At 35.3% G+C, this 21981-nt stretch carries 22 protein-coding genes; 1 reads left to right on the top strand and 21 read right to left on the bottom strand.

Translation table 11 applies throughout. The annotated features are described in order from the left end of the window. Position 1 precedes the first annotated feature (1 nt). The 13 genes from K5R64_RS05705 to K5R64_RS05645 form a co-directional block, all read right to left on the bottom strand. The gene (locus K5R64_RS05705) at positions 2-1132 is read right to left on the bottom strand and encodes a phosphoadenosine phosphosulfate reductase family protein (RefSeq protein ID WP_220761713.1); all 1131 of its coding nucleotides are present in this window, start codon (positions 1130-1132) and stop codon (positions 2-4) included. Continuing rightward, positions 1132-1758 carry a hypothetical protein gene (locus tag K5R64_RS05700; RefSeq protein ID WP_220761711.1) on the bottom strand — a complete coding sequence of 209 codons (627 nt, stop codon included), beginning with the start codon at positions 1756-1758 and terminating at the stop codon, positions 1132-1134. Before K5R64_RS05700 ends, K5R64_RS05705 begins: the two co-directional genes overlap by 1 nt. Further along, the gene (locus tag K5R64_RS05695; protein WP_220761709.1) at positions 1751-2302 is read right to left on the bottom strand and encodes a ParB/RepB/Spo0J family partition protein; all 552 of its coding nucleotides are present in this window, start codon (positions 2300-2302) and stop codon (positions 1751-1753) included. The genes K5R64_RS05700 and K5R64_RS05695 overlap by 8 nt, the downstream gene beginning before the upstream one ends. After that, a complete protein-coding gene (locus tag K5R64_RS05690; protein ID WP_220761707.1) occupies positions 2299-3519 on the bottom strand; it encodes a DEAD/DEAH box helicase in 1221 nt (406 codons plus the stop codon). Before K5R64_RS05690 ends, K5R64_RS05695 begins: the two co-directional genes overlap by 4 nt. Beyond that, the gene (locus K5R64_RS05685; protein ID WP_220761706.1) at positions 3516-3806 is read right to left on the bottom strand and encodes a hypothetical protein; all 291 of its coding nucleotides are present in this window, start codon (positions 3804-3806) and stop codon (positions 3516-3518) included. Before K5R64_RS05685 ends, K5R64_RS05690 begins: the two co-directional genes overlap by 4 nt. 11 nt (positions 3807-3817) lie before the next feature. Beyond that, complete coding sequence (locus K5R64_RS05680) at positions 3818-4654, bottom strand: hypothetical protein (protein WP_220761705.1); 837 nt, start codon at positions 4652-4654, stop codon at positions 3818-3820. 177 nt (positions 4655-4831) lie between these two features. Then, positions 4832-5443, bottom strand: coding sequence for a hypothetical protein (locus K5R64_RS05675; RefSeq protein ID WP_220761704.1), 612 nt, complete (start codon positions 5441-5443; stop codon positions 4832-4834). A 74-nt stretch (positions 5444-5517) separates the two neighbouring features. Next, positions 5518-6102 (bottom strand): glycoside hydrolase family 19 protein, encoded by a 585-nt coding sequence (locus K5R64_RS05670; RefSeq protein ID WP_220761703.1) that lies wholly within the window; start codon positions 6100-6102, stop codon positions 5518-5520. A gap of 2 nt (positions 6103-6104) precedes the next feature. After that, positions 6105-6608, bottom strand: coding sequence for a phage holin family protein (locus K5R64_RS05665; RefSeq protein WP_220761702.1), 504 nt, complete (start codon positions 6606-6608; stop codon positions 6105-6107). Then, positions 6605-7069, bottom strand: coding sequence for a hypothetical protein (locus K5R64_RS05660; protein ID WP_220761701.1), 465 nt, complete (start codon positions 7067-7069; stop codon positions 6605-6607). The genes K5R64_RS05665 and K5R64_RS05660 overlap by 4 nt, the downstream gene beginning before the upstream one ends. Before the next feature lie 3 nt (positions 7070-7072). Beyond that, complete coding sequence (locus tag K5R64_RS05655; protein ID WP_220761700.1) at positions 7073-7459, bottom strand: hypothetical protein; 387 nt, start codon at positions 7457-7459, stop codon at positions 7073-7075. 35 nt (positions 7460-7494) lie between these two features. Continuing rightward, a complete protein-coding gene (locus K5R64_RS05650; RefSeq protein ID WP_220761698.1) occupies positions 7495-7920 on the bottom strand; it encodes a hypothetical protein in 426 nt (141 codons plus the stop codon). A 272-nt stretch (positions 7921-8192) separates the two neighbouring features. Beyond that, complete coding sequence (locus tag K5R64_RS05645) at positions 8193-10091, bottom strand: hypothetical protein (protein ID WP_220761696.1); 1899 nt, start codon at positions 10089-10091, stop codon at positions 8193-8195. 138 nt (positions 10092-10229) lie between these two features. Here K5R64_RS05645 and K5R64_RS05640 point away from each other — a divergent pair, with 138 nt between their 5' ends. Then, positions 10230-10445 carry a hypothetical protein gene (locus tag K5R64_RS05640; RefSeq protein ID WP_220761694.1) on the top strand — a complete coding sequence of 72 codons (216 nt, stop codon included), beginning with the start codon at positions 10230-10232 and terminating at the stop codon, positions 10443-10445. A gap of 323 nt (positions 10446-10768) precedes the next feature. Here K5R64_RS05640 and K5R64_RS05635 read toward each other — a convergent pair whose 3' ends face one another. The 8 genes from K5R64_RS05635 to K5R64_RS05600 form a co-directional block, all read right to left on the bottom strand. Next, entirely contained in the window at positions 10769-12775 is a 2007-nt protein-coding gene (locus K5R64_RS05635; protein ID WP_220761692.1) for a hypothetical protein, read from the bottom strand. A gap of 11 nt (positions 12776-12786) precedes the next feature. Then, positions 12787-15048, bottom strand: coding sequence for a hypothetical protein (locus K5R64_RS05630; protein ID WP_220761690.1), 2262 nt, complete (start codon positions 15046-15048; stop codon positions 12787-12789). Next, on the bottom strand, positions 15048-19226 hold the full coding sequence (locus K5R64_RS05625) for a hypothetical protein (RefSeq protein WP_220761688.1): 4179 nt from the start codon (positions 19224-19226) through the stop codon (positions 15048-15050). Before K5R64_RS05625 ends, K5R64_RS05630 begins: the two co-directional genes overlap by 1 nt. A 3-nt stretch (positions 19227-19229) precedes the next feature. Next, positions 19230-19832 carry a hypothetical protein gene (locus K5R64_RS05620; protein ID WP_220761686.1) on the bottom strand — a complete coding sequence of 201 codons (603 nt, stop codon included), beginning with the start codon at positions 19830-19832 and terminating at the stop codon, positions 19230-19232. After that, on the bottom strand, positions 19829-20278 hold the full coding sequence (locus K5R64_RS05615; RefSeq protein WP_220761684.1) for a hypothetical protein: 450 nt from the start codon (positions 20276-20278) through the stop codon (positions 19829-19831). Before K5R64_RS05615 ends, K5R64_RS05620 begins: the two co-directional genes overlap by 4 nt. A gap of 65 nt (positions 20279-20343) precedes the next feature. Then, entirely contained in the window at positions 20344-20568 is a 225-nt protein-coding gene (locus K5R64_RS05610) for a hypothetical protein (RefSeq protein WP_220761682.1), read from the bottom strand. Continuing rightward, the gene (locus tag K5R64_RS05605; RefSeq protein WP_220761680.1) at positions 20568-21440 is read right to left on the bottom strand and encodes a hypothetical protein; all 873 of its coding nucleotides are present in this window, start codon (positions 21438-21440) and stop codon (positions 20568-20570) included. The genes K5R64_RS05610 and K5R64_RS05605 overlap by 1 nt, the downstream gene beginning before the upstream one ends. A gap of 12 nt (positions 21441-21452) precedes the next feature. Further along, entirely contained in the window at positions 21453-21980 is a 528-nt protein-coding gene (locus K5R64_RS05600; RefSeq protein WP_220761678.1) for a hypothetical protein, read from the bottom strand. Between the last annotated feature and the right edge of the window lies 1 nt (position 21981).

The raw sequence follows: 21981 nt of genomic DNA, 5'->3' as shown, positions 1-21981 counted from the left end.
TTTATAATAATTGTGTCCACTTTTTAATTATTTCATCTTCTCTTTTTAGCCTGTTTTTTTCCAAAATATGCTCTTTAGTGTAGTAAAAAAAATCTTTACTCATTGTTATATTTCCTTCCCAATCACACAAAAGAATACGCTTAACCATATACTTACAAGCTCTAGTATCATCTGTATCTCCGAATCTACTCCATTGAAACTTGAAAAGTTTTTTTAAATCAGGATGAATAGACTCTAAAAGAAAATCCTTGTATTCTTTCCATGTTTTAAACTGACTTGGTAGCTCTTTTATAGAATACATTAAATTTTCTTTCCCATACATCGCAGCAGTATGAACACCTTGCAATCTTTGTTCTAATTTATCATACGTATCAGGTTCTAATTCCTGCAAATCAGTCAGGCATCTGAAAGCTTTTTCGTGAACCAAATTTGAAACTCTGAAATATCGCAAATTACCACCTAACATGTACATCTTATCATAAATCTTATTGTATTTCAACTCATTTTCAATAAGATATTTCCAAACATCTGTATAACTCCAATCGATAATTGGGTAAGCTTTGTGCGGTTCTGTTTTTCTTCTGATCCAAAACAATTCTGAATCTTCTCCAAACATCACAAATCTTCTGTCTGGACTTTCTTCGGCTCTCAAACCGATGATAGAAACAAAACTACCTTCAAAATTCTTTCTGTTTTGCTGTGCTACCCAAAGATTAAACTTGTAAAAACGTTTTGGATATTTTTTGTCCAATTTTTGAATTGCTAACGGATTTTTTTCTCTTACCCAATTTTCGCCATCACCCCAAGCCCAAAGAAATAACTGCTGATGACTAGCGGCATTGGTCATAAAAATTGGAACTTGATACCATTGCGGAATAACATTTGGTTGCGACATTGCCCATTCTACCAAATCAATTGTGCCTTGATATTCGGCTTCCTGGTCCTGAAAATACAGGATAAATTTTCTATCTCTTTTTTTTGCTTCTTCGTTTACCAAATGAAACAAAACAGTACTGTCTTTACCTCCAGAGAAAGCCAATTGAATATTATCGTAATTATCGAAAAGGAATGAAATTCTTTTCTTTACGGCATTCAATACATTTTCTACCCCTCTTATTGCTGTTCTTCCCATTATCTGACTATTATTTTATTCTGATTAATGTGTTCTATTAAACAAGCTAAACGCTTTTTATTTAATTCTGTGCCAACAAATTTTTTTCCATACTTATTAGCATAAAAACCAACCAGACCTTTACCCATACATAAATCTCCAATACAATTGAAATCTAAGTTTTGACAGATGTATTCAATAGCTTTTTCCTCGTCAACATAGGGTAATTCAAAATCATTCGCTACAACAGTTGCGTAAAAAATATAACATTTATTCTTCTCAGAACCGTAATAATACGATGTAAATTCTTTAACAAAATACCGAGTAGATAGTTTTTCTAAAATGTTCTTTTTATTAGAAGCAAAAGACTCTATAAACAAATGCTTTGGCTGAATTTTGTCAATTAACTCAAACAACCTCTCATTAAATGCTATGATAGATTTTCTTTTTTCTAAATCTGCTTTCGTATAAAAGCTTTTTAAATTTCCCTCATTGCAAGGAGGGTCTATAAACAAACAATCCGCTTCAAACATGAAACCAGGCAAATCATCAAAAATATCATGAACTTTTATTATCCCTGTTCCTATCTTTATTACTTCGGACATATCATATTTTTGATAAAATCCTCGGTACTCAAATTTACTCATAGTCTCCATCTTTAACATCTTCTCCAGCTTCTACAATTTGACGTTCTATTGAGTATGGAACTCCTTTTATTTCTGAAGCAATTCCTTTCAAACCAATTAATCTTTGAACTTCCTCTAAAGTCATTCCAAGTTCTTTCATAATTTTAAGTTCGTCCCATCCTTGTTTCAGCATCGAAACCAAAGAAGCTTGAAGCTCTACTTCGTGCTTTCCTCTCGCCCTGTTGTGGCGAATAGTAGAGGCCATTCTGTCCTCAATAGGTTTATCAATTACCGATACTGGGAGCATTCCATTTTCACGCTCAAAAATATCTTTCCTTGTAAGCATTATTGTATATCTGTGAAAACCATCAACAATAATATACTTATCTCTTACTTCATCATAAAAAGCAACAACAGGCATTGTATAACCATCAGCTTTTATTGATTGATAAAGCAAATCCATTTCACGTTTTGCAACATGATTAGGATTATAATCGTTTGCTTCCATTTTATCCATGGGAACCGCTATAACGTTGTATACTGGGCTTATAAATTTTTTACTCATAATATTTTCTTTAATTGTTTTTTACTAATACTTTTAAAATACTCGCTAATACCGAGTTTCTTTTGATTGTTGTCAAAATATAATTTACCAAGCCCAACATTGGCCACTAATCGTAAATAACGACAATCATTTTCTTGGCCAGTGCGATAGTTTCGGTGTTGGCTTTGGCTAACATCTCCCCAATCAAATGTTTGGTCAAAATAGACCGTGTATGGCCTTTCTTGTAAATTAAGTGACAGGCTTCCTGTTTTGTAGTTTAAAACCAAAGCATCGGGGAAACGTGCTTTGCAAGCTTCGAAACTTACAACATACAGGCAGTAGATTATTGTTTTGCTTTCATCTGTTATCCAATCCTCTACGACTTCAAACTTTTCTTCACTACAACTATAACTGTGTTGCATTTTCTGGGTCATTTCCAGAAAGATGTTATTGTTCATCGCCATGAGCTTTTCATCGTCAAGATAGGTCTCTTTGATATAATTGTACTCTTTTTGCTCATCATCCGAAAGACTGAACGTTTTGGTTTCAAAAATCTTTTGGATGTTCAGATCCAAATCACACTCAAACACATATTCACCTATTAACGAGTACAGGTAATCAATGTTTTCGTAACCTGTAATAAACTCCTTAGTGTAACTCTTGTGAGTTCCTGGAAAGCTTTTGGTAATGGTTGTGTATTTGCAAAACGTATTCTTGAACTCAGATAAAGACATATTGAGAATTTCAGGGTCTAAAAAATGAAATTGAGCCCATATATCCAATAAATCCCTTGTGATAGGTTCGCCATTCAAGATAAACTTATACTCTACCATTCGGGAGAAAGTGATTAATCGTTGCGTACGTTTGGCATCGTGGTTTTTAATCTTGATGCTTTCATCTACAATCAACACACATCGCCACGCTGTAGCAATTTGTTTGTATAATTGTAGGTAGGTTCTATCACTGGATTGTAAGGTTTCAATTCCTACATAGACTACATTCTGACAGTTGAAACCACCCCATTTGGCAATTTCTTCTTTGATGGATGGTGTTCTTTCGTCAAGTGGCTTGATGCTTCGTAGAGGACCAACCCAAACTACCAAATCTACTTTTTCAATTGCGTTAACCAGCTCAACCGTTACACGTGTTTTTCCAGTGCCCATTTTCATGAACAAAGCAGCTACCTTATTTGATAGATGCTTTGTTATGGCTTTTGTTTGGTTGGGGAGAAGGTTCATTTTTTCAATCGTTTAATAGTATTATTCTCTTTTGGCTCTACTCTATCTGGAGTGTGGTGCTCAACTACCCAATCAGGTGTTATTAATGTTTCGTCAAATCCTTTTTCGTTGATGTCGTGACCTACAATGTCGTTGATAATGAATGTTGGCAGTATCACGTTTCCACCAAGCTTTTTATTAGTAATAAAACGTTTGCATTGTGATTTAGGCACCCATCTTTCTCCATCTCTAAACAGGAGAAGAAAAGCCTTGGGAGTTTCTCCCAAGAGCTTATCGAATCGTATCATGGCTGATTTAATCATAACTTAGACGCTTTGAATTTTTCAATTGAATCGGCTAGTTCTGTAGTATATTGAGCTATTCTGTTTTCTAACTCAATTTTTCTTTTTGCTTTTTCTTCTTCAAGTACAGCATTTAATTTATCTGTAATATGTTCTGGAATTTCTTTTACAACATAAACGTTTTTTTTATTTGGTCCGTTTGTGCCTTGTTTTCTTAAAAAAACAAAATCCAAAACATCCTCGAACTCAACTTTAGTTTCGCCTACTTTTACAACTCCTAATTTTTCTGAAAAAGGTTCGTTTGATGAGCGTTCACGCTTAAAAAAAACTCTCTCAAAAGAATTACTGTAAATCATAGGAGCGTAATCATCTTTTTCGTTTAAAAACCTTTGGTTTGTTTTTAACTGAAATAGATTAAAATTAATATTCCAAAGTAAAGGATGATTTGTAGAAGAAATATGGAAATTTAATTTCTTAAGATAATCACCTATATTTTCACTGTTAAGTGATTTAATTTCGGCTAATCCTTTAGACAATTCCTCTTGAATGTTTTTCTCTTTAACTTCAACAACTTCATTTTCATCTACTGGATTCAAAATTTCTTCAATTGCTTTTTCCACTCCTTCAATAATCATATCTTCCTGAGAAGTAATCCAATTGTCATTTTGAGAAGGACATTCAATTCTACAACTTACCCCAAAAGTCCCGTCCTTACGCTCATACACATAAGTTTTAGTACTCATTTTTTTAGTGTTGTAACCTTCTTCTAAGTAAACCCTTTTCAAGTCTCCTTTTTCCCAATATTTACCGTTTAATTTTGTAGCAAGTTCCTGAAGTGTGATTGTTGCTTTCATAACCATTTCGTCGTGTTTATGCTGCTGACCCCGCAGTTCTGATTATTTGATGATTCAAAAGTAGCAAATTTGCTACTTGAATCCAAATTTATTTTGAAGTTTTTTTACAAAAAAAGGGGAGAATCTTTCGAAACTCCCTTTGATCAGATTACCGCCCTCCTTTCGTTACATTAAACATCACTCTTTTTTTTGAATTCTTAAAACTTGGCTTTGGCCACATTCATCAAATTGTTTTGCTGTGAATTCTTTTTTACCAAGGAAACGAGTTTTTATTCCTAAAAAGGACCATTGTCGTCTTTGCCAGTAGGCTACTCCGTCAGACTTGTTTTTGAATTCTCTGTCATTGACGGTGACTTTTAATTTTTGGCCATCAAAGGAAACGTTGCCTTTTATGGTTAAACATTGAGAGGTGTCTGTCCAGGATTGTGTTTTTGGAATTGCTTTTTTGATGGCATCGACTAACTCTGTAACATCCTTTTCTTTTTTGATGGTGTCACGATATTGATAATTAGAGGAAACAATACTTTCAATTCGTCCGAGTTTGATATTGTTGTTTTCTAATTTTTTTTGCAAATCTGGATTTTGGTATTGTAAGTAATCTTTAATTTCTGCAATAGTCAAATTTTGACTGGTAAAACGTAGGCTATCGGCTTTTCGGAGCTGTGAAGCATTTTCGCTTTGTCGCTGGTTCTCTGTTTTTTGGAATTGGTAGTCTTTGTAAAACCACACTACAGTTGCAAGGAGTACCATTATTGCTATTGTTTTCCAGTTATTGATAATTGTAGTCATAAGTAAATAATTTTAGTTACAATGCATCAACCACACTGCGGTGATCAAGATTAGGATGTAGAGTATTGTTCTCATTAGGCTACTGATTTAAAATGGTCTAAAAGGATTTTTCGGTGAGCGAATCCGTTTGCATCACCGTAAGCGATTGTTTTTCTTCCAATATTGACAATATCACTAATACCATCAATATCATCTTTATCGGCTAAAACATTCAAATTGTTGTCGTTCCAATACACTAATGCTGCTATGATTGCATTTGGTTCTTCGAGGATTAAATTAGGTTGGCCAACAAAATCAATTCCTGTAACATCTGTTAAATGTTGGTACTGATTTTTACCTGTGTTTTGCAAATAGCCACCACCTCTGTATTTCCATCCATCACCTGAAGCTTCGTCTCCGTTACCCATTCGATTAGCATAAACATAGTTGGCCAGTTTTTCAGGATTTCTTAAGTACTGAGAAACAAACCCATCTGTTTTTCCTTTAAATGGAGATTTGAAGTTTTTTCGTAAGCCTTCAATTTTGGTGTAGTACAAATTTTCTCTTTTCAGCTGGAACCCACTTTCGTGACCTATTTGAGATAAAAAATGCGCTCTACGTAATTTTGTGTTTACGTAGTATTTATTGAAAATCGTTTTGTATTTGGTGGCTAAGTCCATGGCTATTCTTCTTCTTTATCGTTAATTTTTTTTACTCCTAAAATCAAATCTCGAATCCCTTTAGGAATGTTCAAACCGCAATTGGGTAGGTTCTCCCAAAAGATTGAGAATAGTTCATTGGCACAAAATACCAGTAAGCATATAGTAGTAATATCAATTTGTACATCAGTGATTGACGAAAAACTCATGTTTTTGATTAGAAATGTTTGTTGGAATTTCAACACAACGAGTGGGAATCCTCCGTAAATGATTCCTTTGACAAAACATTTTTTGAATTTGTCACTTGAAAAACCACCTGATTGTCCAAAAAAGTATTTTCCTTTTGGTGCTTTTTCCGCCCAAGTGAAGTATGACGAAAGTAATCCTGTGGCAAAATCAATTAAAAATAAAACCACCAAAATAAAAACGACTTCTTTTAAGTTTACAACTGGAGCTATTGCGATACTTGGGGGTATTACTGCTAATGAAATTGGCTTAATGATGGAGTGTGTTAATATTTCTTTCATGGGGTTAAAAGTGTTTTATAATGATTATTGATTTCGGTTTTGTTTATTGTTTTTCCTCGCTTGATAAAAGCATACGGCACAAATCCCACACTTGTAATTGTCAAGCCTATGAATCGAGAATAGGCGCTATATAAGCCTTTGCCTTTTCGCTCTGTGCCTTTGGCGAATAGCCAGTCAACTTTGAATTTGGTTGCAAAATTGGCTCCTGCATTGAAAACGATGTAATGGTAATCGTGAAGCATGGCATCTAAATCTAATCCTGGTATATCAACCAAATCCTTTACAATCGTTGCTCCGTCATACTGCGATGGATTTTGGCAGAAATACTCATACGCTTTTTTATAAATCATAATTTCAGCTACACTATATCCTTTGGCAGAAAGTAAATTGTAAACAAACGCCCACTTAGCTAGTAAGGTGTTGCTGTCTTGGTGGAAGTATATAGATGTAGAGCCTAGCATGGTTTATTCAATTACGGGGTCAGGAGTAAACTCCCAGTCATTAGCTGTCAATTCATAGATAGTTTTGCCACTTGGTAACAAATTAGTTTTAGTATCAAGCATCAAACCGATTTGCATTTTTTTACGCTCTCGTTGTGTTTTTGGCAATTGCAAAACCTCTGGATAATTTTGCTCAATGTAGTTATCCAAAAAATCAATTTCAGCAGCGGTTTTAGGGATTGGTTTCGATTCTACAAATGACCTATTACCTGCTTCGTCAATTTTCCAATCTGTCACTGTATATGTTGTGTTTCCAGCATCATCGACAACAGGATTAGATAATTCTATTCTTATTTTTCCAATTTTACCACCTCTTAGATTGTAATGGATTTCTGTTTTAGTTTGTATCATATTTTAATATATTGAATATTTTGAATTTAAAGTTATTACAATACCACTCCGTAGGTAAAATTTCTCATAGACCTAATAACAGCTAATTCACTTTGGCTAAATGACTTATCCCATCCATTTATCTCAGAGAACTCTCCTTTATAATTATTATAACACGTTATAGATAATCCTGTGATTTCTGAATTAGAACCAATTGGAACTGTGTAAAGATTACCTTCCACATGTATTTTTGCTGTAAAACCATCCCATGTAAACTGAATAATTCGTTTTAATCTTGTAACCCCTGTCAATACTGTTGTATTCAAACCTCTTATGTTTACCACAATATTGTAAATCCCGGAAGCGGTGTATTCGTTGTAAATACATAAATTACAATTCACATTAGTTCCAGTACCATATCTAATAATGGTTTGTTTTTGACCAGCAGAAGTTCCTCCGTTATCTGGATAATCTCCTGTCATTAATGAAAATTTATTTGTACTAGAGCAGAATAAATTACCCAGAGATACTGGTATTGAAAATGGCGCGTTATTACCATAATAATCATAATTTGTGTCACTCGTCCACGGTTGAGTTCTATATGTTGGAACTGTGCTAATTGCCAGACCATTATTATTATTACCAGAAACGTCGTTATAAACAGCTCCGTTTTGCACACTTGCATTATACCTAAACAAAGGGTTATATGTGTTTTTCTTAGTTCCAAATATTTGTCTTTGAAATAAATTCATAATTATAAATTTCCAGCGGTTAAATATTCATTTGCAGTTCCAGTATTTAATAATGTACATGACAGCTTTTCAGACATTGTAGTACCAGTATTATTTAAAAGCGTTACTGAGCCACCAAGTGACAAAGTAAGCGTAACACCTGTCTTAGTCGAGATTGTTACTCCAAAGTTTGTCGCCAAACCATTAGGCAACGTAATTGTAGCATTGGCAGTTAATAATATCACTTTGCCGTTGTAGGTATCGTCAAGTGTTGTGTTTGAACCAATGGAAACTACAGGGGTGAATTTAGGAGCGTAAAGCGTATCGTTATACGTTTTTGAAGCAGCTCTACGATTCGCCCAAGAAACTTTTTTTAATTTATTAGAATCTGCTGAATCCATTATAATATCGAAATCAGCATCTACAGGTGTAGTTTTCGCTGTCAATCCATTGATGAATGTTCCAAAGTTTACGTCGGTTAGAATAGCCTGATAAGTCGTAGCGATATTATCAATCAAGTACTTAATCTTACCAAAAGCTGTCAACACCGTATCACTAGAAGTGAATGTTCCTGAAGCTGCTGAAAGTCCTGATAATATTGTTGCTAAAACTCCAGAAGCATCTACTTTACCATTCCAAATTGTTTTTTCAGCACTAGAAACGGATTGGTCTATTGCTGTTACTTTGGCTTTATCAGCATCTGTATAAGCATTGGTATCAGCATTACTTTCGTATTTGGTTTTGATAGAAGTTGGTGTTTCACCTCCTACAGCTACTTTTCGCCAAAAACCAACACCGCCTACTTGATCGTCTGGAGCAACATCACCACTCGAAGCCGTAGCATCATAGAAATAATCGCTTAAATCATTTTCAACATATACCCTTGCTTTGTCGCTAATACTGGCTTGTGGCATAGCTGATAAATCGGCTAAACTCTGTAATGGTGCTAAATAATGGGTAGCATCAATACTGGCTAGTTTGTTTTTTTCGGCAGTACTGTAGTTGTTATCTGAAAGGACTTTTGCACCGTCTTTATCGACTTTGTTTGCTGCAACGCTGTCAGTATATGAATTTGCAGTTGCTAGCGTTGCTGTATCTTGCGTGTCTGCGTAGTCTTTGGCTTCTTGCAACAAATCATCGGCATTGCCTGTGTAGGTGCCTTTGTCGAGTTTGGTATTTAAAACATCGGTCATATCGGCATTGGAACTGGAATAAACCAACACCAAGTCATCCTCGGTCATTTGGTCCTCTCCATCACCGTAAATTCCGTTAATACCAATAAAATTGTATAGTAGTTTTACATCGTCCTTTATGGCACGGATGTAGTAAATCTTTTCATCATCGGTATAATCACGTGCAGGATCTGCTGTATTGATAACGTCTAAAATAGGGTCGGTAATTGTACCAAAATCATACACAATGGCAATAGGTGAAGAGGTGAGTTCGTCAGCTACTATTTCGTTGATAAAACGAGGTTGTAATTCGATTAATTTGGTATTGATATCCGTAGAACCTATAGGGTTAAATTCTCCTTTTCCTAGTTTCCACAAAAACTGTCTTTGTACTAAAGTTGCGTTTACTGTGGCTAATGCGGTGAGGATTACCATTTCGTCTTCGGTAACGGTAATTCCTGTATTTTCCAGAAGGTAGTTAAGGTCGTGAGCTTCGGTGATGCTGCCTAATATGACTTCACGAACTTTATTATTTTGCCCCGATAAACTAAGGCTTTCAATTAGTTTTTGAAGTGTTAATTTCTTGGAAGTATATATCCCTGCAACTTGTTCGGAAACAATTACTAAAGCATCTGGATTCACCGTTTCCATTTCGGGTAATTCTTCTGCTTTTTTAGCGTTTGCCTTCCAAAGAATTAAGGTTTGGTTGATGCTCCTTACATAATTTAATATTTGTTCCTCTAAAGCCATCTGTATCTATTTTTTAACTAAACAAATGTAATTAAATTTATTCTATTTTTATTTAGTCTAAATAATAATAATGTAAAAATCAACACAAATTAAGCTAAAGAAAACCGTAGGAAATGATTTATTTGTAATTTTGGAGTTATGGATTTTATTATTTTCCTCTTTGTGCTTTGCGTGGGCGGTTGTTGGCTTTTGGCTAAAACAATAGGCGCAGCTTTGTTTGGTAAAAGCGATAAGGATAAATATACTTTTGTTGATAAATCAGTACATTATCACGAACATAAGCACCTTCATGTTATTGATGATGAAACCAAAAAACAAGTGTTGCATTTAAAAAAGAGTAGAAAAAATGAGTAATATTCCATTGTTTTTTAAAGATGTTGATACAGGGGCTTTTTATGAATCCGAATCAGGTTATTTCATGAGGTTAGATTTTAACATTATAGGACCTAAAGAATGCGATTATTGTACTTATCAGGGATATTCAAATTTTAAAAAGGTTAAAATAAAAAACTGTGACACATGTAATAAAAATGCAATAGATAAAAAAACTAAACCTATAAGTTGATTACTACTTCGAGTAAAACAAATAAAAAAACGGATAGCCTTGAAGTTATCCGTTTTTTGTTTTATACAATAATCTGTAAAATTTATATACAATTTTCGATGTTAATTATATATTAATACTCCAAAAATCCAATTTCGGTTTCGATTAATCCTGGTATCTCGATACTACTGGTATTGAAATCATCCCCTGTAGCACTATCTGCATTATATACAATTCCTGTTTTAAGCATGGTCGCTTTGAGCACATATAAGTTAGAATCATCCAAAGCGCCTTCGGTTTCAAAGTTCCCGTTTTTCACATATTGAACACCATTGATAAACACGTTTTTGTGTGATAATGCAACCATCATTTTCCACCAGATCCCCTCGCTTTGTGGTTCAAAGGTGAATTTTTTCATCTTATGCAATTGAGCACTCAATAAGATGGCCGTAGTGTCGGTTTTATAAGCTTCGCTTTCCTCATCTACTACTCCTTCTTCTTTAGTAAGCGCCACATTAATCAAGTGACGAATACCAGTAGCATAAAACACATCGGTGTTATCATCGTTCCAGTAGTAAATCTCTACGTTCTTAGGGAAATTGACAGCTATTTCTAGTTTTTCGCTCAAATGGGTTACTGGTTCAAAAACAGCATCGGTGTTTTCTATTTTTACCTGAATTTTTTGGTTCAAATAGTCCACCATATCAATCACAAACTCGTAAATTTCGAAATTAAAAGTATTGTAAATGGATCCTACTACAACGGAAATTTCGGCTCCTGAATAGTTTTCAGCATATACAATTACATCAGCGCCTTTGGTTTCGTCATAGTAAATTTCGTCAATGGTAAACCAAGCGCTGCCTATATTTACATATCCTCCTGCAATTGCCCATTCAGGTAGTGTACCGTTTAGGGTATGCGTGCCCGTAATAGCATTGGTTTCATAATCGTATATGTTTCCTTCAATGAAATAAATACCTACTTTGCCATTGCCTAATGAATATTTGAATGCATCTCTTTTGTCTCGTACTCCAATGTTATTGGATTTTTTGACAACGGGAACATTCACCGCTGTACCATCTTCTTTAATGATGGTTACGGTATTGGTTTCATAATTCGATTTGAACTGAGTTGTAATCACGTTGGCCGATTTAAACCTTTGACAACCACAATAAGGAATTCCCACCTCAACTTCACAACCTAAGGTGTTTTCGTCATTTTTATAGTTGGCAGCATCACCCCAGTTCACACGGTTGGCAAAACGTATGGAATTGCTTTCGGATATGTAAAAATAAGGGGTTTGGATTCCGAATTCAGTAATAGAAAAAGTCATTTGGATTTGAGCACCATAGCTATCCCTGATATATAAAGTATAATCATCAACCAATAAACCACTAAAAATGTTTTCAGATTGAAAATCAATATTGTCCAGGGAATACTCCAGAACCAAATCGGTTATGTTTTTTTCGGTAATAGTGACCGTACCACCAAAAGGTGTAGCATTGATGTTGATTGAAAAATTAGCAGGGTCTAACACATCAGGCATTTTATAGAATGTACCAATATCATTTCCATTAGCATCTTCCAAATTTAGCCATCCTGATGAACCCCTGATTAAATCTAAATAAAACGGATTGTCAGTATTATTAGCTACTACTGGACTTACTATTTTAGTAGCCAAAACACTAGTTTCAACATTTAATCTAACGTGTGTTTGCGGTGATGATGCAGTGGAATATCCAGCGGAAACAAATTCGAATATTGGTGCTACATCTTCATTTGTTATTACCACGTTTACACCTTCAGGTTTTTCTATCAACTGAAATTGTGCACCTGGATAAGTTGCTGTAATTTCGATGGAACCCGTACCAGTGCCCGTACTTCCTCTAGTGACAACATTTGTGAAATATCCAAAAAAGTTATAATCTAAAACAAAAGCATCTCTGTAATTATACGGCATATACTCATGATAGAATGAGCCTGTTTTTCTTGGTAATTTTGCTTGCATTGATGTAGTTCGGGTGGTTTTGAAAACCTCTCTCATTACTAATGGTGTTCCAAAACTGGTATCTGTAAACTGCAAAACGCTGTTTTCAGCAGGTACGGTTATAAATTCGATTCTTATTTTTGAATAAGCCATACTATTAGATTTTATCGGTTAGACTTTAATAATTTCCACTTGCTTTCGTTGGGTTTGAGGTTGAAAAGGAATCCTTTTTCGATTTGGTTTCTTTCGTTGATGAATTCCACGGTACCATAGAAGTTTTGAATTACTTTTCCATTTATTTTAGTGGTTCCTTGTACCATTTGCATGATATCAAAATTGCATTCGTGTTCAAACTCTATCCATTCGCTTACAAATCGAGGTTTTCCTATTTCTGTATTGATGATATCGCCATTTTCGGCATATTCATTCCCTCCTATTAATTGGGTTTTTAATTGGCTGTTGGCTGTTGAGGACCCGTAACGGATTTTCTCGGTAGCAAACTTTTTCAAACTAGCTGCTAATATCCATCCGTGACGAAGCAACATATTGAAAGGTGAAAACCGCAAATTGGTTGCTGTTTCTGGAGAGAATATTCCAGTAGGCGCTTTATCAAAATCATCCTTTGATCTGTCATATTTATTAAACCAAAGTCTTTCTTCAAAATTTCCTGCTGGATTTTTAAATAGATCCAACAAAAACACATCAGAATCGTACTTTGTATCTTCGGTAGGATACTTTGCGTACGGTTTTCTTCGAGCAAACTCCTTACCATAGCTATCAGCACGGTATTTTGATAATTGCGAAAATACGTTTTTGCCTTTGTTGATAAATGTGGTAAAATTGGATTTCCCATTAGGTTCATCAAGACCTTGCGCTTCTTCATAATTCCCTCCGCTTTCATAACCTACTTCAATAGAAGGCCAGTAATAGTCTGTTGCTGTGGCTCGAGTTAATTTTTTAACTTGATTAGGTAGTTTAATTGTAACATTGTTGTTATAAAAATAGCTTAAATCCTCTACCCTTACTCGTTCTTTTCCGTTGATTTCTTCAATTCCTACACCTACATTCAAAACGCTTTTGAAAGACGACAGCGCATCACGCAATGAAGTAGTCAAGGGCTTGTATAAATTCTCCACTCCGTTATCAGGATCAGGCAATGGCAACTTGTTAAAGCCACGAACCGCAAAACCATGAGTGGTTGCTATGTACGCTCCTGGACCATCAACTGGATAGCCTAAATCCGTTCGTCCAAAATAATCAGAATAAAACACTTTGTTTTTATTGGCGCAAATGGTCGTGAGCTGGTTAAGTAAATCGTGCGCCAAATAACATTTGGCTGTAGATGCTGGGAAATTAGAATCTTCCTCAGCGTATAACGTACCTTTAATTTCGTTTACTTGCACATAAAAACGAGCTCTATTTTCAGTATAATTCTTTAAATCTGCTTTAATCATAAACTCTAAAGCCACACTATCCCCTTCCTCTACGGTTATAGGAATATCAAAGGCAGGAATTTGAATGGTTTTATTATTGATATCCCATAAATTAGGGGTTGTGGTAGAGTTTTCACCAGCAACAAAAATATTGGTACGGTGTTTTAAATTGTAATCACTTCCGTTTTCATATACTGATACGGCAAAGTTAAAATGTGCCCACTGCCAATCGCTTTCGATAATGGTGGGTTTAAAAGAAAAACCTGCGCTTTTGATATTGATATCCCTGGTACGGTCAAAATTTGCTAGAAACATCATTCCTGTTGTTCCTGTGACTTCGTCACCTCTAGCTTCAGGCAATACAAATTGTCCTTGTTCGTGTGAGCTGGCGGTATAAGCCATAGGAACACCTTGTGTTTGAGAACGTGTGTTTCCTGCATTAGAATATACCGCTAAAAAAACGCTGTTATCTGTGTTTTTCACTTCCCATGTTGATTTCAAAAAGATTCTTCTCCCTTGAAGAAACACTTCATTTTCGGCTATTGGAGCAATAGACAATCCGTTTATAGTTGTGGTACGGTCGATCTCTACGTTTTCGTCTTCACGTGATTTTATATCATCCTGCAAACCGCCTGAATTGAACTTCACTGATAACTGGTTGCTTTCCCATTTCCTTGTCATTAGGTCCAGATAGCCCCAGTAGCTTCTTACCCATTTGTCAGTACGTGGATGGCGCTCGTATTTTGTCAATTTGATACTGGCCATTACATCGTACAAATCATAAGCCAGGGTGATGTAATCAGCACCATCACCGATGAATTTCAAGGAATTAGAGAACTTCGCAATAATACCATCGTAATCCGTAACTCTAGCCAGTTCTTTGTTGTCATTATCCCAGCCTATAGGTTCTGTGATGATGGTTTCGTATCCCAACTGCTCGCAAAATAATACGTATTTTACTCTGTCAATGTATCCGTGATTAATTGTTCCCATTATGATCTCCAGTTAATATTAGACCATCTGTAATTTTCAAAGCCCAAATCGATTTTATTAACCACTTGGACGTTTGTCTTTTGTTTTTTGATGGCATCAGTGTTTTTTCTTAATTCATCCAAAAGCTCCGAATTATCACTACTTGTACTGATTACTTGATAGGTTGAAGCTTTTTCTTTTTCCTTATAAAATCCTTTCATGATAGAACGTCTCATGTACTCGTTGTAATCAGCCACCGACTTATGGACTACATCATCTTTTTGAAGATAAGTAAGTGTAGGTTTGTTTGGCGTGATTCGAGCGCCAGAACCATCAGGACGTGATATGACCTCAGGAACACCACCATCACCCACAATTGCAGCCTCAGCAGGACCACCTTTACGACCGGATTTGTAAGCTTTAGGTATTGGAGTAGCTAAAATTGCTCCAATCTGAACCGCGCCTAATGCTCCTGCTACTGTTGCCATAATTGGCCCCATAGGTAAAAACGGTTTAGTATTCAAAGCATTAAGAACTGCTAAAGCAGCCATAATACTTGCTTGAGCTAAAGCAGATGCTTTTTCAAATACAGCTGCTTTATGTTGTTCTTTACGTTTTTGCTTTTCAAGCTCTTTTTCTTTTTTGGCACGTTCTTTTTCGAGCAATGTTTTTTGGCGTTCGTCATTACCTGCTAATTCAATTTGACGTTCGTAATACTCATTATTTTTTTCAATCTCGTAGTCTATTTGTTGTATTTTGGCATCAAATATAGCATTGGATAAATCTGTTAATGCGGAGGTTAATTGTGATGAAATATCTAATATTTGTTCTGCTTTTATCTTTTCATTTTTGATTAAATCATCACTTTGATCTAGATATTGCTCATACCCAATCTGAGAGTATTCGGTTTTTGCTGCTTGTAATTGAGCTTCAATATTTCTTCTTTTATCAGCGGAAATTTGTTCTCTTTCTGGACGAGCGGCGTCTAATGCTAATTCTTTTTCAATAGCCTTTATTTGAATTTCAAGAGCATCTAGAGCAAATTTCTTTTTTATTTCATAAATCTTTCGCTCGTGTTCTTCAATTGCTTTTTCTCTTTCCCTTTGTGTTTGATTTTCTACCTTATTAATCGCTTTAAACTTTATATTTTCGGCTTCAATAACTTTGTTTAGTTCGTTATTTTTATTTGCTAATTCAGCATCAATTTGTTGTTGAACTAAAGATGCTTCGTTATCAATTATCCTTTGGCGTTCAGCATTTCCTTTTTCTTTGATTTTAGATTGTTCTTTTTGGAACTTTTCCAGGATCAGTAATTGTTCAGACGTTAGTCTTTTCTTAATGGTACCTTCATTCAATAACGTTTGGATTTCGGTGTCAGATAATTGACGAACTAACTTTCCTGTTTTCTCATTGTATTTACCTAATTGCTGTAACTCATATTCGGCAGCCTCTTTATTTTTGGCTGTGACTAATTGCTGGTACTCGGATAAAGCATCTACACGATCAGAAAGGCTGGCTTTATCGTTTTTTAGAATTTCCTCATTCATATCGATGGCCACCTGTAAACGAAATTGGGTGAGTTTAAACAAGTCGTCTTGTATTTTTTTCTCAGCATCGTAGGCTTCTTTCAGTCTTTTTTCTCGGGCTCTTTTAGCTTTGTCTGATTCTTCTTTTTGGAAATTGGCATCTTTAATGGCTTTTTCTTTGTCCAAATCATTCAGTAAGCCATTTAACCTTTTTTGTTCTTCAGATGTGATTTTGGAATTCTCAGCTAAGGCACTTTTGGATAGTTTTAATTTTTCTTTTTCAATTTCAATTTGGTCAATTAATTCGTCTCTACGTCTTCCTGTAGTTGCTCCAGCATCACGCTCCTTTGCCATTTGAGCAATACGAGCTTCACTTTGTTGGATTTGGTTTTTGGTACGATCTATCTCTGTTTTTTTGAGGTCGTTGTAAACATCTAAAGTAGCTTGAATAATTTCTTTTTTTCTGGCAATTTCTTCTTCATCTAGTTTTTTAGAGTTTTCACCTTTTGCACGTCTCAACGCAATTTCATCTTCAATAGCTTTAAAATGTTTTGCGTTCGATGCATCTCTATCTTTAGTAGAAATTGCTTCTGTTTCTTGTAGTTGTTTGGTTTGATTGTTTATACGAATAAGGAGTTTTTCGTTCTTTGATAATTCATCATTAAATACCATATAGGCCACAACTACAGCAGATAAAGCTGCTAAAATCGCCCCCCAAGGTGTCGCTTTTACTGCGGTGTTTAAGGCGGTTTGTGAAGCAGTTGCTTCTTGTGCTGCTAAGGCTTGTGCTTTCATTGCAGCTGTTCCAATTCCTGTAGCAGTGGTGAATGATATTTGTGCAGCAGTACCAGCGACTTTTAAAGCGTTATAGGTAATTATTGCAAAGTTCACCAGTTTTTGAACTCCTAAAAAAGTAAGCACAACCGAACCGTATTTTAAAAACCCGTTGATGATATCTTTTAGGTTATCTCTAAAGAATTTAAGTGTTTTGGTGATAGCTTCAGTTCCTGAATTGGCATCATTAGTAGCTAAAATATAACCTTCGAATTCGTCTTTGATATCTCCAATAATTGAAGCAATACTTTGAGAAGCGGCTTCAACTTCTTTACTTAAGGCAATGTTATTTTCATACTCAGCATCAGCCAAAGACATTGCGTTTTCAAGAACTTCATAATTTGCTGCCAAAGAACCTACCACGGTAAAAGCTCTTTTTTCTGTAATACCCAAATCATTCAATACCAAAGAAAGGTTTTGACCTTCATCTTTAGCATCGCTCAATCCTTTTACTAATTTCTGGAAAACACCGGTGGCATCTTTATTGAATTGCTTTGATAATTCAGCTTGAGTTAAACCGGTTAATTTTAAAACCTTTTCTAAATTTTCACCTGTGGCAACTGCATTATTGATTACGGCAAAAGTAGATTGGATTGCACTTCGAGAACTTTCGGCCTCAGAACCTAAAGCAGAAGTAGCTGCTCCAATTCCAAGAATACCATCTGCAGCTGCATTGTAAACTGCAACTCCTTTTTGAATCTCAGTAGCATTACTTAAAACTTGTGCTTCAGTAGTGGCCATGTTGTTTCCTAACTCGGTAATTACAGAAGCCAAACGATCTGCATTTTCGAAACCATCTGACGATACCTCGATGAATTTAGCGAAGTTTTGAACTTGTTCGTCTGAAATGATATCAGAGGTTAATTTCAATTTCTCAATAGCAGTGGAGAATTTTAAAATATTGTCTGTTCCTTTTACTCCTAATGTTCCAGCAACCTCAGCCGATTTCAATAAACCATCTATTGAAATACCGTCAAGATTTTCGCCTAGCTCCACTACATCACTACCAAATTGTTTTAAATCTTCTCCAGTAATATTGGTTGTTTTTCCAACAGCTATCAACTGGCGGTCAAAGTCTTTTATAGTACCGAAAATATCCTTCATGATGGTACCAAACAAAGCCACTCCAGTAACCAAACCGAAAGTAGAGATAAGCTCTTTCAATGTGGTGTTTAGTCCATCAAAAGCGCTTCTATAGTTACCAATGTTTTTAGAATAATTTTTGGTAGCTGCATCAACTGCTTTTACCCTTGCATCAAGTTTATCGTACTCTCTTTGAGCAATAATAATCTCAACTGTATTTTTCTTTTCAGCAGAAAGTAAATCAGCTAGTCTTTTTTGAGCTTCAAGTCTGGCACGGTTTAATTTTTCGTAGGTAGTAACTAAACCTAAACTTTCCCTAGCTTGTTGTTTGATTTCTTTGTTTGACTCAGCTAATAAAATACGCTCTTTAACTAAGGCTCTATTGGTTGATTCCGTAGCTAATTCGTTTTTTCTTTTTGTGGAAATTAAAGCCGTTTCAAGTTGGTTTTGTTCTTTCCAAACTTGATTATTCTGTTGCAATTGCTTTTGTAAAGCCGTTTCTGAAGCTTCAAGAGATTTATTGGCAGCTATAGATTGAAGCGTAATAGTATTCTCTTTTTCCTTTAATGAAATGTATTCTTTTTGGTTGCTTACATTTCGAAAAGAATTCACTAACGGTGCCATTTCCTTCAATGAAGCGACCAACTGCTTATTGGCAGCAATAGCTAATTGCATGTTTTCAGCGTAATCGATACCAATTGTCAATGCTTGGTCCTCGATTATATCTTTCCTGGTTATTAATCCGTCTTTTGCCATCGCTTATTTATTGATATTACGGTTGTTTTCTTCGATTGCTTTTATTTTTTCAGATACTTGCTTTTGCAAGGCCATTACTTTGGTATAGGTTACGGTGTTATAGTCGAAATCCATTCCGTTTAAAACTGTGCAATAAAAAGCCAGTACTTCATCGATATTTACTTTGGTGAAATCTTCGCCTTCTTCCTGTTTTGGTAGGTTGTTTTGGTGTCTTTTGATTACGTTTAGAATTGCTTTGCTCTCTCTTCTTACACGTTCTAAGTCTTGATAATAATTTTCATTATCAACACGAATGGTGTAACCAAACTCTCTAAGCATATCAGCCAATTCTTTATCGTAATCGAATTCTAAGGCACAAACAGATAATTGTATGAAGTCGTATTTGGCTTTTAAGGCCGAAATTTCACGCTCTATATGTAATATTTTGTTTGATTCGTTGTTTGGGTCCAGGGCAATCAATTCTTCGTAAATACTCATCCATATTTCACCCAACTTTTCAAAGTCTGGATTTTCCTCATCGGTGAGTAAATGAAGATTTGAAACAGGATCATTGACTATTTTTAAAACTACCTTGTAAGGTGTGGTTTCTAATGTTTTGTAGGTCATAATTCTAATATATTACGGTAATTACTGATTACAAATGGCGTTAGATCATTAGTGATAATCTCTTTTAGGTTTTCGTCTGTCAATCCTAAAATATCAGTCGATAGCCAGCTTTTTGACTTTTGGATGTCAACCCAATGAGGCGATTTTGAACCAAAACGGATTACTCCTGATACTTCCTGCATGTACATTTGTTTGAAAAAATCCCCTGAATCCTTACCATCAAAAGGTTCGCCTTGTTTCTTTCTTCCTTTGGTGATTTGTTCTGTGGCATAGGAATAAAAACCAATGGCTTGGCCGTGTATGTCTTGGCTTTTTTCAAAAATTTGTTCTCTGTTTTTATCCAGGATTTGTTTTTCAATGCTTCGGATGAACTTAAAAAGGTCTCTCGAAATCTTTTCAGGTTTCAATTGCTTTGCTTTTGCGAGTTGTGTATTGAAGTTTGCCATGATTTTTAAAGAAAAAAGAGGTCGAACCATTACTGATTGTGACCTCTTGTTCAATAAGAATAATTTTATTTTGAAACTGGTTTGCTTTCTTTTGCTTTAGTATCTGTTGCCTTTTTAGGGTTAGATATCGCAATTTGAAAAGCTTTTTTCAGTTCAACCAATCTTTCTTTTGGTTGCAAGACTTTGAAAACCCAAACATCCTCAAACTCAGCTTTGAACTGTTCAAACGTTTTGTTTCCCTCTTTCCAAGTTTCACAAAACGTTATTCCTTTGTATTGATTCTTATTCACTACGAGATACCAGTTACAGTAGCTGGTCCTGTACTTTCGTATGATGCTTCTGTTTGGGAAACCACACCATCTAAATCAATTAACAATCCATTTGCAAAACCTGTACCTGTTAAGGTGTACACTCCATTGGCATCAGCTGCTACAAAAGAATGCGTTACTGCAGAACCTCCAGCATCTTTTAAAGTCACATCTCCTTCTTCTAAAGAAGTGATGAAATCATCACCAGCACATCCACCATTTACAGTGAATTTGATTTGAGTAGATGTAGCGCTTACTAATTCAATCGACACGTCGAAGATACCATCAAGCTCAATGTTAGACCATGTAGGTTTTACAATTACTCCATTATCTTCAAACTCGTTGTAGTCTTCGTACTGAAGCGTTACTGGTGTATAAGCTGGTTTGTCTGCCAAAGCATCAATACGTTTTCCAACAGTAATTGTTACCAATTGACCTCTTACTTTAACATCATCAACAGAAACTCCTTTGATTTCTTGAGCATCTGTAAACTCATAAACACGCATTTTTTTACCGTTGTACGATTTCAAAGCGTTGTGAGAACAAAGCCCTAACATACAGTTGAATGTTCTGATTTTTTTACCTGTTTTTGTCAAATAACGGCTGTTCCCTTCAAAATAAGTATCTTCAGTATCTGCTGTTGCAAGTTCTTCGATAGCATAAAGAGGAATTATTTTCTTTAAGTCTCGATCGGTTTTCCAATCTGCTAATGTTTTGAATGAAGCGACCGTTGCGAACTCTTGCTCGTCTGTTGCTAATGCATGACGAATAGTTACACCTTCAAGGCATTGTTCTTTTGCCCCTGTGTTTTTATTTGAAACGCCATCTTTGGCGCATTCTACTAATATCCCCATAGGTTCTATTTTTTAGTTGTTACAATTAAATGTATAATTCAAATCAGCTGTGACAGCGAAAATGTGAAATGGTCTTGTGTCCTGTAGTTTGATGTTTTCAGTATTGAAATCATTCAGTACATTATCCAATCCTTTTTCAAGTCCGGTTATCGTAACTGACCTTGTTTTTTGTATTTGCTTAACAGCAATATCATGAGCTTGTGCATCTGTTATTGGTTCTGACTTAATTTTGTTCAAATTCAGCATGAAAACGATTTTAATTTTAGCCGTGAACATGATACCATCTTTGGTTATGTGATCATTTGCATCAATAAAAAATACATTTCCTCCAATTGCTTTTGCATCATCGTAATAAACTTCTTTTGACTCTGTGCTAGAAATCATCACTTCTGGCGATAATGAATCACCGTTTTTGTCTATCCCTCTCAAAGTGCGGCCATAAAAATCTACAGTATTAAACCCTAATGATGTAGCAAGTACATTTTGCAAGATTTTAATTTTGTGATCGATACCTATGGATGGATAGTTGTTGTAATTCATG

It is taken from the genome of Flavobacterium sp. UMI-01 (genome assembly GCF_019656315.1).
GTDB lineage: Bacteria > Bacteroidota > Bacteroidia > Flavobacteriales > Flavobacteriaceae > Flavobacterium.
Note: the sequence above shows the minus strand (reverse complement) of the source record. Positions and strands in the feature narration are given on the sequence as shown.

Coding starts and splice junctions, on each gene's coding strand:
- K5R64_RS05680 (WP_220761705.1), bottom strand. CDS start 4,654: ATGAAAGCAACAATCACACTTCAGGAACTTGCTACAAAATTAAACGGT.
- K5R64_RS05605 (WP_220761680.1), bottom strand. CDS start 21,440: ATGGGGATATTAGTAGAATGCGCCAAAGATGGCGTTTCAAATAAAAAC.
- K5R64_RS05660 (WP_220761701.1), bottom strand. CDS start 7,069: ATGCTAGGCTCTACATCTATATACTTCCACCAAGACAGCAACACCTTA.
- K5R64_RS05705 (WP_220761713.1), bottom strand. CDS start 1,132: ATGGGAAGAACAGCAATAAGAGGGGTAGAAAATGTATTGAATGCCGTA.
- K5R64_RS05700 (WP_220761711.1), bottom strand. CDS start 1,758: ATGAGTAAATTTGAGTACCGAGGATTTTATCAAAAATATGATATGTCC.
- K5R64_RS05620 (WP_220761686.1), bottom strand. CDS start 19,832: ATGACCTACAAAACATTAGAAACCACACCTTACAAGGTAGTTTTAAAA.
- K5R64_RS05625 (WP_220761688.1), bottom strand. CDS start 19,226: ATGGCAAAAGACGGATTAATAACCAGGAAAGATATAATCGAGGACCAA.
- K5R64_RS05615 (WP_220761684.1), bottom strand. CDS start 20,278: ATGGCAAACTTCAATACACAACTCGCAAAAGCAAAGCAATTGAAACCT.
- K5R64_RS05695 (WP_220761709.1), bottom strand. CDS start 2,302: ATGAGTAAAAAATTTATAAGCCCAGTATACAACGTTATAGCGGTTCCC.
- K5R64_RS05670 (WP_220761703.1), bottom strand. CDS start 6,102: ATGGACTTAGCCACCAAATACAAAACGATTTTCAATAAATACTACGTA.
- K5R64_RS05635 (WP_220761692.1), bottom strand. CDS start 12,775: ATGGCTTATTCAAAAATAAGAATCGAATTTATAACCGTACCTGCTGAA.
- K5R64_RS05665 (WP_220761702.1), bottom strand. CDS start 6,608: ATGAAAGAAATATTAACACACTCCATCATTAAGCCAATTTCATTAGCA.
- K5R64_RS05655 (WP_220761700.1), bottom strand. CDS start 7,459: ATGATACAAACTAAAACAGAAATCCATTACAATCTAAGAGGTGGTAAA.
- K5R64_RS05640 (WP_220761694.1), top strand. CDS start 10,230: ATGGATTTTATTATTTTCCTCTTTGTGCTTTGCGTGGGCGGTTGTTGG.
- K5R64_RS05630 (WP_220761690.1), bottom strand. CDS start 15,048: ATGGGAACAATTAATCACGGATACATTGACAGAGTAAAATACGTATTA.
- K5R64_RS05645 (WP_220761696.1), bottom strand. CDS start 10,091: ATGGCTTTAGAGGAACAAATATTAAATTATGTAAGGAGCATCAACCAA.
- K5R64_RS05675 (WP_220761704.1), bottom strand. CDS start 5,443: ATGACTACAATTATCAATAACTGGAAAACAATAGCAATAATGGTACTC.
- K5R64_RS05650 (WP_220761698.1), bottom strand. CDS start 7,920: ATGACAGGAGATTATCCAGATAACGGAGGAACTTCTGCTGGTCAAAAA.
- K5R64_RS05600 (WP_220761678.1), bottom strand. CDS start 21,980: ATGAATTACAACAACTATCCATCCATAGGTATCGATCACAAAATTAAA.
- K5R64_RS05685 (WP_220761706.1), bottom strand. CDS start 3,806: ATGATACGATTCGATAAGCTCTTGGGAGAAACTCCCAAGGCTTTTCTT.
- K5R64_RS05690 (WP_220761707.1), bottom strand. CDS start 3,519: ATGAACCTTCTCCCCAACCAAACAAAAGCCATAACAAAGCATCTATCA.